The organism is Flexivirga sp., from assembly GCF_051955415.1.
Taxonomy (GTDB): domain Bacteria; phylum Actinomycetota; class Actinomycetes; order Actinomycetales; family Dermatophilaceae; genus Flexivirga.
In genome coordinates, this window is record NZ_JBQCGS010000084.1 from 1 (window position 1) to 15,102 (window position 15,102).

Annotated in this window: 15 protein-coding genes; 8 read left to right on the plus strand and 7 right to left on the minus strand. The window is 70.8% G+C overall.

The features are described from left to right. The 3 genes from ACTHL4_RS14510 to ACTHL4_RS14520 form a co-directional block, all read left to right on the plus strand. A partial coding sequence (locus tag ACTHL4_RS14510) for a polyprenyl synthetase family protein (protein WP_440283473.1) occupies nucleotides 1–787 on the plus strand: 787 nt, incomplete at its 5' end. Between the two features lie 56 nt (nucleotides 788–843). Continuing rightward, nucleotides 844–2,268, plus strand: coding sequence for a phytoene desaturase family protein (gene crtI, locus ACTHL4_RS14515; RefSeq protein WP_440283474.1), 1,425 nt, complete (start codon nucleotides 844–846; stop codon nucleotides 2,266–2,268). Then, complete coding sequence (locus ACTHL4_RS14520) at nucleotides 2,265–3,164, plus strand: phytoene/squalene synthase family protein (RefSeq protein WP_440283475.1); 900 nt, start codon at nucleotides 2,265–2,267, stop codon at nucleotides 3,162–3,164. Before crtI ends, ACTHL4_RS14520 begins: the two co-directional genes overlap by 4 nt. Here ACTHL4_RS14520 and ACTHL4_RS14525 read toward each other — a convergent pair. The 3 genes from ACTHL4_RS14525 to ACTHL4_RS14535 are packed head-to-tail and all read right to left on the minus strand — an operon-like array spanning nucleotide 3,103 to nucleotide 4,168. Then, a complete protein-coding gene (locus ACTHL4_RS14525; protein WP_440283476.1) occupies nucleotides 3,103–3,444 on the minus strand; it encodes a hypothetical protein in 342 nt (113 codons plus the stop codon). The genes ACTHL4_RS14520 and ACTHL4_RS14525 overlap by 62 nt on opposite strands. Next, the gene (locus tag ACTHL4_RS14530) at nucleotides 3,441–3,770 is read right to left on the minus strand and encodes a lycopene cyclase domain-containing protein (RefSeq protein WP_440283477.1); all 330 of its coding nucleotides are present in this window, start codon (nucleotides 3,768–3,770) and stop codon (nucleotides 3,441–3,443) included. Before ACTHL4_RS14530 ends, ACTHL4_RS14525 begins: the two co-directional genes overlap by 4 nt. A 26-nt stretch (nucleotides 3,771–3,796) precedes the next feature. After that, a complete protein-coding gene (locus ACTHL4_RS14535) occupies nucleotides 3,797–4,168 on the minus strand; it encodes an Rv2175c family DNA-binding protein (protein ID WP_440283478.1) in 372 nt (123 codons plus the stop codon). A gap of 152 nt (nucleotides 4,169–4,320) precedes the next feature. Here ACTHL4_RS14535 and ACTHL4_RS14540 point away from each other — a divergent pair, with 152 nt between their 5' ends. The 3 genes from ACTHL4_RS14540 (at nucleotide 4,321) to ACTHL4_RS14550 (ending at nucleotide 9,653) form a co-directional block, all read left to right on the plus strand. Continuing rightward, entirely contained in the window at nucleotides 4,321–5,226 is a 906-nt protein-coding gene (locus ACTHL4_RS14540; RefSeq protein ID WP_440283479.1) for a lytic transglycosylase, read from the plus strand. A 68-nt stretch (nucleotides 5,227–5,294) separates the two neighbouring features. Next, nucleotides 5,295–7,160 carry a Stk1 family PASTA domain-containing Ser/Thr kinase gene (gene pknB, locus ACTHL4_RS14545; RefSeq protein ID WP_440283480.1) on the plus strand — a complete coding sequence of 622 codons (1,866 nt, stop codon included), beginning with the start codon at nucleotides 5,295–5,297 and terminating at the stop codon, nucleotides 7,158–7,160. A 72-nt stretch (nucleotides 7,161–7,232) separates the two neighbouring features. After that, on the plus strand, nucleotides 7,233–9,653 hold the full coding sequence (locus ACTHL4_RS14550; RefSeq protein WP_440283481.1) for an FUSC family protein: 2,421 nt from the start codon (nucleotides 7,233–7,235) through the stop codon (nucleotides 9,651–9,653). A 28-nt stretch (nucleotides 9,654–9,681) separates the two neighbouring features. On the opposite strand, the gene ACTHL4_RS14555 is transcribed toward ACTHL4_RS14550, so the two are convergent. Both ACTHL4_RS14555 and ACTHL4_RS14560 read right to left on the minus strand, forming a co-directional pair. Continuing rightward, on the minus strand, nucleotides 9,682–11,016 hold the full coding sequence (locus tag ACTHL4_RS14555) for a class II 3-deoxy-7-phosphoheptulonate synthase (protein ID WP_440283502.1): 1,335 nt from the start codon (nucleotides 11,014–11,016) through the stop codon (nucleotides 9,682–9,684). A gap of 98 nt (nucleotides 11,017–11,114) precedes the next feature. Continuing rightward, nucleotides 11,115–11,906, minus strand: a complete 792-nt coding sequence (locus tag ACTHL4_RS14560) for a lysophospholipid acyltransferase family protein (protein ID WP_440283482.1) — start codon at nucleotides 11,904–11,906, stop codon at nucleotides 11,115–11,117. 157 nt (nucleotides 11,907–12,063) lie between these two features. Here ACTHL4_RS14560 and ACTHL4_RS14565 point away from each other — a divergent pair, with 157 nt between their 5' ends. Continuing rightward, complete coding sequence (locus ACTHL4_RS14565; protein ID WP_440283483.1) at nucleotides 12,064–12,819, plus strand: alpha/beta hydrolase; 756 nt, start codon at nucleotides 12,064–12,066, stop codon at nucleotides 12,817–12,819. 25 nt (nucleotides 12,820–12,844) lie between these two features. Beyond that, nucleotides 12,845–13,369 carry a hypothetical protein gene (locus tag ACTHL4_RS14570; protein WP_440283484.1) on the plus strand — a complete coding sequence of 175 codons (525 nt, stop codon included), beginning with the start codon at nucleotides 12,845–12,847 and terminating at the stop codon, nucleotides 13,367–13,369. Here the strand turns inward: ACTHL4_RS14570 and ACTHL4_RS14575 are convergent. Together ACTHL4_RS14575 and ACTHL4_RS14580 are read right to left on the minus strand one after the other, a co-directional pair. Beyond that, on the minus strand, nucleotides 13,364–14,071 hold the full coding sequence (locus tag ACTHL4_RS14575; RefSeq protein WP_440283485.1) for an endonuclease/exonuclease/phosphatase family protein: 708 nt from the start codon (nucleotides 14,069–14,071) through the stop codon (nucleotides 13,364–13,366). The two genes, ACTHL4_RS14570 and ACTHL4_RS14575, sit on opposite strands and share 6 nt — an antisense overlap. After that, nucleotides 14,068–15,072 carry an ROK family glucokinase gene (locus ACTHL4_RS14580; RefSeq protein ID WP_440283486.1) on the minus strand — a complete coding sequence of 335 codons (1,005 nt, stop codon included), beginning with the start codon at nucleotides 15,070–15,072 and terminating at the stop codon, nucleotides 14,068–14,070. The genes ACTHL4_RS14575 and ACTHL4_RS14580 overlap by 4 nt, the downstream gene beginning before the upstream one ends. Between the last annotated feature and the right edge of the window lie 30 nt (nucleotides 15,073–15,102).

Consider the following 15,102-nt stretch of genomic DNA (forward strand, 5'->3'; position numbering starts at 1 on the left):
GGGCCGCGGCAGGCCGGGGGGGCATCGGCGGCTGGCCGAGGTCCACCGCCGGCGCGGACTGGCCGGCGATCCCACCCGGTTCGGCGAGGCGGGCGCCATCCTGGCCGGTGACCTGTGCCTGAACTGGACCGACGAGATCTACTCGACCAGCGGCCTGCCGGCCGCCGAACTCGCCCGTGGCCGGCGCGTGCTGGACACCATGCGCACCCAGCTGATGGGTGGGCAGTACCTCGATGTCGTCGAGGCTGCGCAGACCTGGGACGGGGTCTCCACCGAGGATCGGATCGAACGCGCTCGCAAGGTGATTCGTTTCAAGAGCGCGAAATACACCGTCGAGCACCCGCTGCTGATCGGCGCAACGTGTGCGGGCACCGACGAAGCCACCCTGGCGGCCCTGTCCGATTACGGACTGGCGCTCGGCGAGGCGTTCCAGTTGCGCGACGACCTGCTGGGCGTTTTCGGCGACCCGGACCAGACCGGCAAGCCGGCCGGTGACGACCTGCGGGAGGGCAAGCGCACGGTCCTGATCGCGTATGCACTCCAGGACATGAACACCGAGGACGTGCAACGCTTCCGAGCCGTTTTCGGCGATCCGCGGATCACCACCGAGGACCTCGCCTGGCTGCGCGAGCAGTGCATCCGCACCGGCGCGGTGGACCAGACCGAGAAGCTGATCGCAGCATGCGCCGACGCCGCACGCACCGCCCTCGACTCCGCACACCTCACCGACGACGGTCGCGCCGCACTGATCGACCTGATCGACATCTCCACGGCACGCTCGTCGTGATCCGCGGGCCCCGGACGCCGTCCACGGCAACGAGGTCGGGGTCCCCGCGAAGCGCGGTGGTGGTCGGTGCCGGGCTCGCCGGCCTGTCCGCCGCGCTGCATCTGCGTGGCGCCGGCGTGGACGTGACCCTGATCGAACAACAGCCCTCCCCCGGCGGCCGCTGCCCGGACGGCACCGTCGACGGCTACCGGCTCGACCTGGGGCCTACCGTGCTGACCGAAACCGACCAGCTCGCAGCAGTGTTCGCCGCCGTCGGGGAAACGATGACCGACCACCTGACGCTGCGGGACATCGACCCGGCATACGTCGCGCACTTCCCCGACGGCAGCACCCTGCCGATGCACACCGACGTCGACCGCATGCACCGGGTGGTCGCCGACTTCGCCGGCGAACGGGACGCCACCGGCTACGACCGCTTCGTCCGGCACGTCCAACGGCTGTACGACGTGGAGTTCCCGCACTTCATCGACCGCAACGTGGACGGCGTGCACTCGCTGGCCCGCCCGGCCCTCGGGCGATTGGTCGCGCTCCGCGGGCTCGGCAGGATGGACCGACTGGTCGGGTCGTTCTTCCACGACGAACGGTTGCGGCAGGCGTTCAGCTTCCAGTCGTTGTATGTCGGGGTGGCCCCGCACCGTGCACGCGGCATGTTCGCCGTCGTCTCCGCAATGGATCTGGTGCACGGCGTGAGCTACCCGATGGGCGGCATGCACGCGATCGTCGAAGCGCTCGCGGCCGTCGCCGCCGCACACGACGTCCGGCTCCGGCTCGGTGAAACGGTGCAGGCCATCCGGGCCGCGGCGGGCGGTTACGAGGTGCACACCGACCACGCGACCCACCGTGCCGATGCCGTCGTTCTCACCTGCGAACCCGACCACGCCGCAGCACTGTTGGCCGAGCCGTCACCCATCCGGCCGGCCCGCACCCCGTCACCCAGCTGCGTGCTGCTCGCGGCCGGAGTGCCGGCCGGACTGCCGGGCGCCGGACACCATCACCTGCACTTCGGGGCCTCGGTGCGGGGCTCGCTCGACGACGTCACCGACGGCCGCGTGATGCGCGACCCCAGCTTCCTGGTCTCGGTGCCGACGCGCACCGACCCATCGCTGGCACCCCCCGGAGGAGACGTGCTCTATGCGCTCTTTCCCGCACCCGCCCGGCACGGGCATGGCGCCGCCATCGACTGGCAGCGTCTGCGGACGCCGTACCGCGATCACGTGCTGCGCCGACTCGAGCGGGCCGGCTACCCGGTCACCGACCTGATCGGTGAGCACTTCATCACTCCCGCCGACTGGACCGATCGCGGAATGCCTTGGGGCACACCATTCTCCAGCGCGCACACCTTCCGGCAGAGCGGCCCGTTCCGGCAACCGAACCGGATCGGTCCCGGCCTCGCCCTGGCCGGGTCGGGCACCACGCCGGGCGTGGGGGTGCCCATGGTGTTGATCAGCGGTCGGCTGGCGGCCCAGCGGGTGCTGGGGTGAGCAACCAACTGACCGCGGCATACGCCACGTGCCGGGAGATCAACGCCCGGCACGGGACCTCCTTCTACCGCGCGACCAGCCTGCTGCCCGTCGGCCGACGGCCGCACATCTGGGCGCTGTATGCCGTCGCCCGGCGCAGCGACGATCTCGTCGACGCCCCGGAGGTCGGCAGCGACCCGGCGATTGCCTTGTCGCAGTGGCGATCTGCCGTGCTCGCTGCGGTGACCGACCGGACCGCTCCGAGCGACCCGGTGCTCATCGCCGTGCGTCATACGGTGACCGTCCACGGCATACCGGCCCGGCTCTTCGAGGAGTTCTTCGACTCCATGCGCCGCGACCTGACCACGTCGCGCTATCCCACCTGGGCCGACCTCCGCAGCTACATGCGAGGCAGCGCCGCGGCCATCGGCGAGATGACGGCGCCGGTGCTGGGCGCGAGCGCCGCGGGCCTGCCGCACGCCGCGGCACTCGGCGAGGCCTTCCAGTTGACCAACTTCGTCCGGGACATCGCCGAGGACTGGCAGCGCGGCCGGATCTACCTGCCGCTGGAGGATCTTCGCGCGTGCGGCGGCACCGAGCAGGAGGTCGGCGACTGTGTGGCGACCGGCCGCAGCAGCCCGGCGCTGCGCCGGCTGGTCGGTCTCGAGATCGCCCGGGCCCGTTCACTGTATGCCGCCGCCGAGCCCGGGCTGACCAAGGTGGACCCGGTCGTGCGGCCGTGCCTACGTGCCGCCTTCGGCCTCTACGGGGAGATCCTGCGGGAGATCGAACGCCGGGGGCTCGAGGTCTGCCAGGGACGTGCCGTCGTCCCGGCCGGCCGGCGCGCCCTCGTGCTCAGTCGGTCGCTGACGGGCGGGAGTCCCTGGCGGTCCACCATCGCCACGACACGATCGTGAGCAGCACCAGGGCGAAACCGAAACCCAGGTCCTCGACCGGTGCGTAGCAGAGCCGCCAATCCCCCACGAACCGTTGATGATTCGAGCCCAGGATCGCCGACCCGTCATACGTCACGATGCGCCGCCCGGTCAGCCACCCGTTGACCGCGAACTGTCCGGCCAGGACGATCGCGTAGGCCAGCCACCACTGCAGCGTGAGCACCACCCGGGTGCGCACGATGACCAGGTCGACCAGCAACGCGGCGGGCACCGCGATCACCGCCAGCACGGTGTAACTCATCGGCCGTCCGGCGAACGGCGTCGCCGCAGCAACGCACCGACCGCTTCGTAACTCGCGATGCCCGCGAACGGTATGACGAGGAAGAACGCCCACTCCTCCAGCGGCAACCCGAGCAACCGCACGTCCACCACCTGACCGCTGTCGAAATGCCATTGCCCGGCATGGGTGGCCCACAGGTCCCAGATCACGAAAGGCGTTGCCGCACAGACGATCGCGGTCAGCAGCCGCCGCCACCGGTGCATCCGCCGCAACCGCAGGATCGGCACCAGGGGCGCCGTCAGCACCAGACAACCCACCAGCACCGCGGCATACGCCAGGTGTGTCACGGGAGGACCGGAGGCACGTGCACGGATCAGAACGCGAGTTCGGCGGCCCGCTTGCGCACTTCGGCCTTGCGGTGGGCCTGCAGCATGGTGATCGGGCTGCCCTCCACCGGCAGGGTCGGGTCGACCGTGAACAACCACGTCAGCGCCTCGTCCGGCGAGAGCCGGGCGTCGAGCAGCACGGTGATGGTCCCCTCGATGCCGGTCAGCAGGTGATCCTCCTCGACGAACGCCGCGGGCACGCAGAGTGCCTGGTGGGGGCCGACCCGGTGCGCGAGCACGACCTTGTCGTCGACCAGCCGACGGGCCTGTCGTTGGCTCAGGCCGAGGGCGTCGCCCAGCTCGGGGATCGACAGCCAATCGCCGACCAGGCTCTCCACGTCACTCGTCGCATCAGTCACGGCAGGCAAGTCTAGGCCGTGCGTCGACACGCCTGGCCGGTGCAGGTCGCCCCCCGGTCGGCGTCCAGCCGCTAGTTTGACTGGCGAGTCACACCAGTCCCATCCGCCACAACTAGCCGTCATCCCGACGCCCATCCCGGCCAAGGAGACCCATGCCCCCGCTCACCACCGGCGCCCCGCCCGCCGCCGTCCACGCGATCCACGCGACAGCGGACAGCCATCACCGGAAGGCCTCCCAGCACGCCAAGCCGGCGAAGTCGAAGTCGCCGCGGCTACACCCGCGCCGCAGCACGTCGGTCGCCAAGAAGGCGGTGCGCGCCGGATCGGCATACCTGGTCCGCCCCGGCGACAACCTGACGACGATCGCGCTGCGCCACCGGGTGTCGCTCACCGCGCTGATCAAGGCCAACGGCATCAGCAACCCCGACCGCGTGCTCAGCGGGTCGGTGCTGCGCATCCCCCACCGCGTCGCGGCCACCAGGACCTCGCACAAGCCCACTTCGCACAAGAGCACCTCGCACAAGACCACTTCGCACAAGACCACTTCGCGGAAGACCACGCCGAAGAAGTCGCACCGCGCCACCCAGCACCGGACGGTCAGCCGGGCCGCCGAACGGGCTGCCCGACGCGCCGCAGCGACCCGCGCCGCACTGGCGAAACGGTCGATCCCCAGCCGCACGCAGACCAAGGCACTGATCGAGCGCACCGCTCGCCGGTACGGCGTCAACCCACACCTCGCGCTCGGCATCAGCTGGCAGGAGTCCGGCTGGAACCAGCGGGTCGTCTCGCCGGCCAACGCGGTCGGCGTCATGCAAGTGCTGCCCCAGTCCGGCGAATGGGCGTCGAGCATGGTCGGGCACGAGCTGGACCTGCTGGACGCACACGACAACATCACCGCCGGCGTGGTGATCCTGCGCTACCTGACCGGCAACGCCAAGGACCTCGACCAGGCGATCGGCGGCTACTACCAGGGGCTGGCCGGGGTGCAGCAGCACGGTCCCTACCCGGAGACCAAGCACTACGTCCGGAACGTCCGGGCCCTGATGGACCGCCTCTGAGCGGAGCCGCCCAGGGCGCGCCCGGTCACCTGACCGGCGCCGGAGCCCGAGGTTCGTAGACTTTGAGCGTGTCAGTATCCGCACCCTCACTTGTCGGTCGCACCATCGACAAGCGCTACGTGCTGCGCGAGCACCTCGCCGACGGTGGCATGGGTTCGGTCTACGTCGCCCTCGACGAGCGCCTCGACCGCGAGGTCGCGCTGAAGATCATGCGGCCCGATCTGGCCAGGGACGCCGACTTCGTCGCCCGCTTCCGCCGCGAAGCGCGTTCGGCCGCCCGGCTGGCACATCCCAACGTCGTCGCGGTGACCGACCAGGGATCCGACGAGGAGTTCGTCTTCCTGGCGATGGAACTGGTCCGCGGCCAGACGCTGCGCCAGGTGATCCGTCGCGACGCGCCGCTGCCGGTCCGCGAGGCGCTGGAATACGCCGAAGGAATCCTGCGGGCACTGGATGCGGCGCACCTGGCCGGGCTGGTACACCGCGACGTCAAGCCGGAGAACGTCCTCATCGGCGCACACGGCGTGAAGGTCGCCGATTTCGGGCTGGCCCGGGCCGTCACGACGGACACCCTCACCGGCGACAGCGACGTACTGCTGGGCACTGCCGCCTACCTGTCCCCCGAACAGGTCGAGACCGGTCGCGCCGACGCACGCAGTGACGTCTATTCCGCCGGGTTGCTGCTCTTCGAGATGCTGACCGGAGAGAAGGCCTTCCCCGGTGACTCACCGATCAACGTCGCCTACCAGCACGTGCACGGCACCATGCCGCGACCGTCGGACGCCGTGCCCACCGTCCCGGTCGAGGTCGACGAACTCGTGCTGCGATCGACCGCCAAGAACCCCGACGACCGGCCGGCCGACGCCGGTGCGATGTTGCACGAACTGCACCGCACCCGGGACCGGCTGGGCTCCTCGGTCCTCGACGAGACGCCGCGCGTCGCGGCCGGCGCCGCCGGCGAGCACGACACCGGCCCGCTGTCGGCGCACTCCACCCGGCAGATCGACCGCACCGGACCGCCGCCGCCCGAGCACACCGGCCGGCGCCGCTGGCCGTGGGTGGCCGGGATCCTGGCCCTCGTGCTGCTGGTCGCGGGCGGCCTCGGCGGGTGGGCGTTCACCGCCGGCCCGTTCGGCACGGTGGCGGTCCCCACCGTCGCAGGTCAGCAACAGGGGCGCGCCGTGAGCGCCATACAGGACGCCGGGCTGCACGCGCGGGTGCAGCAGGCCTTCTCCGAGAAGGTCGCCCGCGGGGTGGTCGTGTCGGCGGATCCGGGCGCGGGGGCGGACGCGCGCAAGAACTCCACGGTGACGCTCACCGTCTCCAAGGGACCTGAGCGCTATACCGTCCCGTCGGTCGTCGGGCGGTCCGAGGCGGCGGCGCGCGCTGCCATCGGCAAGGCCCATCTCGCCGTCGGCACCGTCACCCAGGCGTATGACGAGAAGATCGCCACCGGCAAGGTGGTGCGTGCCGACCCGGAGGGCGGCAGCGCGCAGAAGCGCGGCACCCAGGTGGATCTGGTGATCAGCAAGGGCAGGCAGCCGATCGACATCGCCGATGTCACGGGGCAGTCGAAGGCGGACGCGCAGCAGACCCTCTGCGACGCGGGTTTCACGGTCACCTTCGGCCCGGAGCAGCACAGTGACACGGTGGCCAAGGGCGACGTGATCAGCCAGACTCCTGCCGGCGGCGGCACCGGCCACCGGGGTGACTCGATCCAGCTGGTCGTCTCCCAGGGGCCGGTGATGGTCACCGTGCCGAAGGTGATCGGGATGAGTTCGGGGGCGGCCAAGGACAAGCTGGAAGGACTCGGCTTCACGGTGAAGACGCACTACCCGTTGCTGGTGCCGGTGCTCTTCCAGGTGCAGGGCCAGTCGGTCAAGGCGGACACGCAGGCAGCCAAGGGCAGCACCATCACGATCGACGTGGTCTGACACCGGCCCGCTAACCGGAGGATGCATCCGATAGGATGCCTAAGTGACTTCCGAACCGTCCTCCGTGCAGCCGTGACGGGGGCGGTCTTCGGCCAGCTCGCACCGTCGCGACGTCGTCGCCGGCAGCCGCAACCGTCCCCGGACGGCCCTGCGCGCCGCCCGCGTACGGAGTGGTTCGACCGGTTCCTCGCGTCCGACCCCGGACTCAACCGGCTGCGGATGGCGCTGCAGGTCGTCGTCAGCATCGGCGCCGCCCTGCTCGCCGAGCGGCTCTTCGTCCACCTCACCGGCGCCCGCCAGCACCCGTCGAGCGGCCTCCCGGCCGCCGCCGCCGCGCAGGTGTCCGCGGGCAACCACGCCATGCTGGTGATGAGCATGATGGTCGGCGCCATGGTCTGCATGATGGCCACCTTCGCGGCGCCGATGCTGCCCTCGGTCGGCCGGCTCTACCTGACCATCCTGCTGATGCCCCTGCCGATGATCGCCGGGCTCGCCGTCGGGCTGGCCACCGGCGCGCACCGGGCCGTCGCGCTCACCCTGCTGACCGCGATCCTGGCCGGCGGCGCCTACCTGCGCCGTTTCGGCCCATGGGGCTTCTTCGGCGGCCAGTTGCTGTTCATGGGCGACTTCATGGGCTTCTTCCTGGGCAGCCAGGTCGGGTTCGCCACGCTGGCGTGGCTGGCGCCCGAGGTGTGCGTGGGCGCCGCGGTCGCCGCCCTGGCCCAGCTGCTGCTCTTCCACCCCAGTCGAAGGCGCACCCTGCGGCGCATCCGGCGCAGCTTCGGCAGCCGAGCCCGTGCGCTGGTCGACACCGCAGTCGACGTCCTGGACGACCCGGGCGATCGGCGTGCCCATGCCCGCCTGCAACGACGCACCGTCCGCCTCAACGAGACCGCCCTCATGCTCGACGCGGCCCTCGGTGTGCCGGGTGCCGTGCCCGACGGCGCGACCGCCCGCCTACTGCATCGGGTCGTGTTCGACGCCGAGCAGGCGCTCAGCAACATGGCCAGGTTCGCCGCCACGCTGGGGCGGCTGGCACTGCAGCCGCAGGACGCGACGCTCGTCCGGCAGGCGCTCACCGCTGTCGGCCGGCACGATGCCGCCGGAGCCCACGACGCCGCCACCCGCTTGTTCGACCGGGTGCGCGATGCGAGCACGCCCCGACTCGTGGCGATCGAGGGATCCGATGAGCGTCACCGCCGGATCATCCTGCACCGGTTCGCCACGAGCGTTCAGGACTGGTCGCAGGTTGCTGCCGACCCGTTGCGGCGCCGTCCCGGCGACCGCGCCGAGGACCGCGACCGCGACTGCGGGGAGCCGGAGGCGTTCACCTCGCCGGTCCAGCTCATCGGCGGCTGGTTGCCCGGCTCGTCGATGGTCAGCGCCAGTGCGTCGACCGAGCGCGGCCCCCGACTGCTGGACCGGGTCCGTATGGCGCCGAACGTGCGCATCGCGTTGCAGATCGGCGTCGCGGTCAGTGGCGCCATACTCCTGGGCAGCCTGCTGTCCGAGCGGCGTTTCTACTGGGCGGTGATCGCCGCGTTCGTCACGTTCATGGGCGCGAACAACGCACTCGAACAGGTCCGCAAAGGGCTGCTGCGCGTGGCGGGCACACTGATCGGGGTGCTCATCGGCTCGTTGCTGGCGCACGCGATCGGCCACCACACCGACCTGGCGGTGCTCACCGTGCTGGTCGCCATCGGACTCGGCATCTACCTGCTGCGGATCAGCTACGCGTTCGTGGTCGTCGGCATCACCGTGATGGTGTCGCAGCTGTACGTCCAGCTCGGCGAATACTCCGATTCACTGCTCCGCCTGCGCCTGGAGGAGACCGCGATCGGTGCCGCCGTCGCGATCGTGACCGTCCTCGTCGTCTTCCCGCTGCGCTCCTGGCAGGTCGTCCGGGTGGCGGCACGCGACCACGCCCAAGCGGTCCAGACGCTGGCCGACGGCACCCTGCGCCGACTGACCACAGCCGACCAGGACGCGCAGCCGGAGGGCGAACTTCACGCTGCCGCAAGGAATCTCGACGCCACCCACCAGACCCTGGTGGCCGCGCTCCGTCCGGTGCGCGGCTTGCCGGGACCCGGCAGCGACATACACCGCGGCCTGCGGGCGGCGGCCGACGCCTCCGTCCACCGCGCTCGCATGATGCTGCGCGAGAGCGAGCAGCTGCGCTCCGCGGACGGTGCCGGGGACCGCCTGCGACCTGACGCCGACGCGTTGGACGGAGCGCGCCGGCAGCTGCACGCGTCGCTGCAGGCCATCACGGAGGCGCTCACCGAGGACCATCGCGCCGGTGATCACGTCTACACCAGGTCGGCGGCGCTCTTCGACGCCGTCGCGGCCGGTCGACGCGATGCCGAGCGGATCACCACCGAACAGCTACTGCTGCGCGACGCCTGCTTGCTGGACGAATCCATGGCCGCCTTCGCGGCCGCAGCCGACCTGCAGGTCCGCGCCCTCGACACCGTCGGCGCACAGGCCGAATGACGGCTGCGGAGCTGACGATCCGCCGGGCTCAGCGCTGGGAGAGCATCTCCGCCACGAGGAACGCCAGCTCCAGGCTCTGCTGGTGGTTGAGCCGTGGGTCGCAGGCCGTTTCGTAGCGCTTCTCCAGGTCGGCGTCGAGGATCTTCTCGCTGCCGCCGAGGCACTCGGTCACGTCGTTGCCGGTGAGCTCGACGTGCAGGCCGCCGGGCACCGTGCCCAGTCCGCGGTGCACCTCGAAGAAGCCACGCACCTCGTCGATGATGTCGTCGAACTCGCGGGTCTTGTAGCCGGTCGACGACTCGAAGGTGTTGCCGTGCATCGGGTCGCAGATCCAGACGACCTGGGCGCCGGTCTCGGTCACCCGCCGGACGATCGCCGGCAGCTTGTCGCGCACATTGCCGGCGCCCATCCGGGTGATGAAGGTCAACCGTCCGGGCTGCCGGTGCGGGTCGAGCCGGTCGATGAGCCGGGCGATCTCGTCCGGGTCGGCGGTCGGGCCCAGTTTGACGCCGATCGGGTTGTGGATCCGGGCCGCGAAGTCGACGTGCGCGTGGTCCAGCTGGCGGGTCCGCTCGCCGACCCACACGAAGTGCCCGGACACGGCGTAGGGGTTGCCGGTGCGCGAGTCGATGCGGGTCAGCGGCTGCTCGTAGTCCAGCAGCAGCGCCTCGTGGCTGGCGAAGAACTCCACGCCCGACAGCGGGGTGGAGTCGAAGTCCACACCGCACGCGAGCATGAACTTCATCGCGCGGTCGATCTCCCGGGCGATCGACTCGTAGCGGGAGTAGGCGGCATTGGCGATGAAGCCGCGGTTCCACTCGTGCACCTGCCGCAGGTCGGCGAATCCGCCGGTGGTGAACGCGCGCACGAGGTTCAGCGTCGAGGACGCCGTGTGGTAGGCGCGCAACAGCCGCTGCGGGTCGGGGGTGCGGGCGGCCGCATCGAACTCGAAGTCGTTGATGATGTCGCCGCGGAACGCCGGCAGCGTCACGTCACCGCGGGTCTCGGTGTCCTTGCTGCGCGGCTTGGCGTACTGCCCGGCCAGCCGGCCGATCTTGACCACCGGCGTGCTCGCGCCATACGTCAGCACAGCAGCCATCTGCAGGATCGTCTTGACCCGGTCACGGATGTTGTCGGCGGTCGCCTCGGAGAAGCGTTCGGCACAGTCGCCGCCCTGCAGCACGAACGCGTCGCCGACGGCCGCGGCGGCCAACCGCGAACGCAGCACGTCGCACTCGCCGGCGAAGACCAGCGGCGGTGCGGCCGCCAGCTCGGCACGCACCCGGTGGACCTCGTCCCCGTCCGGCCACCGCGGCTGCTGCAGAGCCGGCAGCGTAGGCCACTCGATCTGCTCGGTCAGCAGGCGGGGTGCGGACGAGGTGCCGGCAGTCGTGTCAGGGGTCGTCGTGCTCACGAGCCAAGGGTACGGGCGCCCCGTAGGTATGCCGCGCGCGGTATTGCCTACTGGGACTTCTCGTCCGGCTCGGTCTCCTTCTCGTCCCGGTGGTGCTGCAGACGGTCCTTGGCCTGGGTGGCCAGCGCGGCGGCGCCGCCGCCGAGTTCCTTGGCCTTCTGCGTCAGACCGCCCTTCTTCAGCGAGGCGGCATACACGTCGACATACTCCTGCCCGGTCAGGAGCATGATCTCGTACATCACCTCGTCGGTGATCGAACGCAGCACGAAGCGGTCGTCCTGCATGCCTTCGTAGCGGGAGAAGTCGATCGGCTTCCCGAAGCGCACGTGCGGCCGCACGATCCGGCCGAACAGCTTGCCCTGCGGTGCGATCACGTCGGTGCCGATGACGCCCACGGGGACCACCGGGGCGCCGGACTCCAGCGCGATCCGGGCGATGCCGGTCTTGCCCTTGAACAGCCGGCCGTCCGGCGAGCGGGTGCCCTCCGGGTAGATGCCGAAGACCTCTCCCTCGCGCAGGATGCGCAGCCCTGTCGCCAGGGCGCCGGCGGCCGCGCTGCCGCTGCTGCGATCGATCGGCACCTGACCGGCACCGGAGAAGAAGGCCTTCTGCAGCCGGCCCTTGAGTCCGGGGGTGTTGAAGTACTCGGCCTTGGCCACGAAGGTGACGCGGCGAGGGATCACCAGCGGCATGAAGAGCCAGTCGGCGATCGACAGGTGGTTGCTGGCCAGGATGACCGGGCCGCGCTCCGGGACGTGCTGGGCACCCTCGACCGTAGGCCGGAAGATGCCCTTGAGCAGCGGGCCCAGCAGCACCCACTTGAGCAACCAATAGAACACCGCGTCTCCTTCGCACCGATGGTCCGCCGGACCGCTGGCACTCGAGCTGAACAACCTCACTGGTCCGCGTGCAGGATACGACAGGCGCGACCGCCCGCCCGGCGAGGTGAAAGGATGTCCTGCACAGCCCCGCACCACCCTCGACGGAGGAACGACCATGGACGTGCTGCCCGGCGCCGAGCCCTTTGCCCATGACGGCTCCGCCACGGGTGTCCTGGTGTGCCACGGCTTCACCGGGTCACCGCAGAGCATGCTGCCGATCGCGCGGCGCTGCGCCGACGCCGGCTACACCGTGCGCCTCCCCCGGCTGCCCGGGCACGGCACCACGTGGCAGGACCTCAACACCACCGCGTGGACCGACTGGTGGTCGGAGGTCGATGCCGCGTATGACGAGTTGCGCCGGCGGTGTGACCGGATCGTCGCCGTCGGCCTGTCGATGGGCGGCACCCTGGCGACGCTCGCGGCGCAGTCGCATCCGCACGGGATCCACGGACTGGTGCTGATCAATCCGGCATACACGATGAGCGACCTGCGGCTGCGCGCCCTGCCGTTGCTGCAGCACGTCGTGCCGTCGATCGCAGCCATCGCGGGCGACATCAAGAAGCCCGGGGTGCGGGAGCTCGCCTACGACCGCACCCCGCTGAAGGCCCTGCAGTCGCAGCGGCAGCTGTGGGCGCAGGTGACCCGGGATCTGCCGCAGGTGACCCAGCCGCTCCTGCTGCTGCATTCCCCGCAGGACCACGTGGTGCCACCGGAGTGTTCGACGCTGCTGCTGGCGCGAGTGTCCAGCACCGACAAGACCGAGATCTTGCTGACCGACAGCTACCACGTCGCCACCCTCGACAACGATGCCGAGCTCATCGAGGATGAAACCATGCAGTTCATCCAGCGGGTGACTGGGCGGTCGTCATGAGAGTGCGCACGAGAGTGAAGTCGTCATGAGCCTCGAGGGCCGCGAGGAGCCCGACGAGCAGACCGACATCGACCGCCGGTTCGCCGAGATCATCGAGCATCTCGACCCGTCGTTCACCGTCGCCGACACACCGGCGCCCCTCGAGCGCCCCCGCGCGGCCGGCAAGTCCGCGGCGGACGAGCAGCCCGAGCCGGAGCAGCCGCCGTCGGCACCAGCACCGCCGCCATCGCCGTTGGCCGGCATGCCGGCTCAGTGGCGTATGCCGCCCAGCGGTGCCGAGTCCTTCCTGGACGACGACGAGGCCGACACGTTCGTGCCGGCGCCGCCCCAGCCGCTGCCCAGCGGTGACGACCTGGGCTTCTGGGCGATGGCCGGCTGCCTGATCGGCGGGCCGGTCTGGCTGCTCTACCACGTCTTCTTCGACCGATACGCACAGTCGTTGTGGTGGGTGCTGGCCTGCGCGGTGTTCGTCGCCGGCGTGGTCCAGCTGATCATGCGCTCGCCGAAGAACCGCGACGATCTCGACGACGACGACGGCGCCGTCCTATAGGTCCGCCAGCGCGCTGAGATCCACGTCGACCACGACCGGCAGGTGATCGGTGGCAGCCGCGAGCCGGTCCGCCGGTAGCGCCACCGCGGGTGAGCTGCCGGGCAGGCCGGCGGAGGCGAAGACGGCGTCGATCCGCTGATGCGGGTGCTGCGCGGAGTAGGTCGGTCGGTCCGCGGAGATCTCCCGCAACTGGCCGGCCAGGTGTCGCCAGGTGTGCCCGCCGGGCTCCTCGTTGAGGTCGCCGCCGAGCACCATCGGGAGTCGACTGCGGCCGGCCGCGGCGAGCAGCTCGCGGATCTCCGGCGCGCGGTCAGCGGCACGCAACGACAGGTGCAGGCTGGCCGCCACGAGCGGGCGGTGTCCCGGCAGGCGCACGGTCGCCATACCGAAGCCACGCGGTTCATCGAACCGGCGCACCGGCAGGCTTCCGTGGCAGGCGTCGAGCACGTCCAGCCGCAGGCTGGTCATCAGCGTCGTGCTCATCCGGTAGCGGCGGCCGCCGAACCACGTCAGGCCCACCTCGTCGGCGAAGCCGGCGATCCGGTGGCCCGACACCGGGTGGCGCGGAACCTCCTGCAACAGCAGCACATCCGGCGCGATGGTGCGGATGATCTCGACGAGCGCGGACCGGTCCTGCTTGAGCGCACGCACGTTGTACGACGCCACCCGGATCCGGTGGGTGTCCGGCGCGGCGGTGCTCATCGTGACTCCGTTCCCGCCGCGGCTTCGGCCACCGCGGTGCGCGCCAGATCGGCTGCCCCGACGAAGCCCGACTCGTTGCCGAGCGCTGCCTGGACGATGCGGGCCTCGGGCCGGTAACCGCGCCCGGCGAGATGCCGGCGGAAGGAGTCACGGGCCGGGTCCAGCAGCATGCTGCCGGCGGCACTGACGCCGCCCCCGATGACGAATGCGCCGGGGTCGAAGGCGTTGGCGAGATTGGCCAGGCCGGTGCCCAGCCAGCTGCCGATCTCGGCCAGCAGTTCGGCGGCCGTCGGATCCCCCGCACGGGCGGCTTCGGTGATCATCGGACCGGTGAGCTCTCGCGGGTCGCCGGCCACGCTCGCGGCCAGGTCGTGGGCCAGTGGCGAACCGGCCAGGACCAGTGATCGTGCTTCGCGCACCAGCGCGTTGCCGCTCGCGTACTGCTCCCAGCATCCGCGGTTGCCGCACTCGCAGCGGTGCCCGCCCGGCATCACCTGCATGTGGCCGAACTCGCCGGCGATGCCGAACCGGCCGCGCTGGATGCGGCCGTCCACGACGATCGCGCCACCGATGCCGGTGCCGAGATTGACCATCACGACGTGCGACTCCCCTTGCACGTTGCCGAAGCGGTATTCCGCCCAGCAGGCCGCGTTGGCGTCGTTGTCGACGAAGACGGGCATGTCCAGGCGCTGCAGCAACGCCGCTCGTAGCGGTTCGTGCCGCCAGGACAGGTGCGGCGCGAAGACCACCGTCGCGCGGTCCGCCGCCACGAAGCCCGCGGCGCCGATGCCGATGGCGACGACGTCCGCGGTGGCACGAGCCTGCAGATCGTGCACCACTTCGACGATCAGGTCCTCCACGACCTTCGGCTCGGTCGTGCGGTGCGGCGTGTTGCGACGCACCTGGTCGACGACCGTGCCGGACGAATCCACCAGGCCGCCGGCGACCTTGGTCCCGCCGATGTCGATGCCGATCGCCAGCGACGGCTGCGCTTCGGTCACTGTGCCCACTCCTTCACCCCTGTGTCCGCG

What these genes read in the sequence shown, in the direction of transcription:
- ACTHL4_RS14525 (WP_440283476.1), bottom strand. Translation starts at nt 3,444, where the DNA reads ATGAGTTACACCGTGCTGGCGGTGATCGCGGTGCCCGCCGCGTTGCTG.
- ACTHL4_RS14540 (WP_440283479.1), top strand. Translation starts at nt 4,321, where the DNA reads ATGCCCCCGCTCACCACCGGCGCCCCGCCCGCCGCCGTCCACGCGATC.
- ACTHL4_RS14570 (WP_440283484.1), top strand. Translation starts at nt 12,845, where the DNA reads ATGAGCCTCGAGGGCCGCGAGGAGCCCGACGAGCAGACCGACATCGAC.
- ACTHL4_RS14565 (WP_440283483.1), top strand. Translation starts at nt 12,064, where the DNA reads ATGGACGTGCTGCCCGGCGCCGAGCCCTTTGCCCATGACGGCTCCGCC.
- ACTHL4_RS14575 (WP_440283485.1), bottom strand. Translation starts at nt 14,071, where the DNA reads ATGAGCACCGCCGCGCCGGACACCCACCGGATCCGGGTGGCGTCGTAC.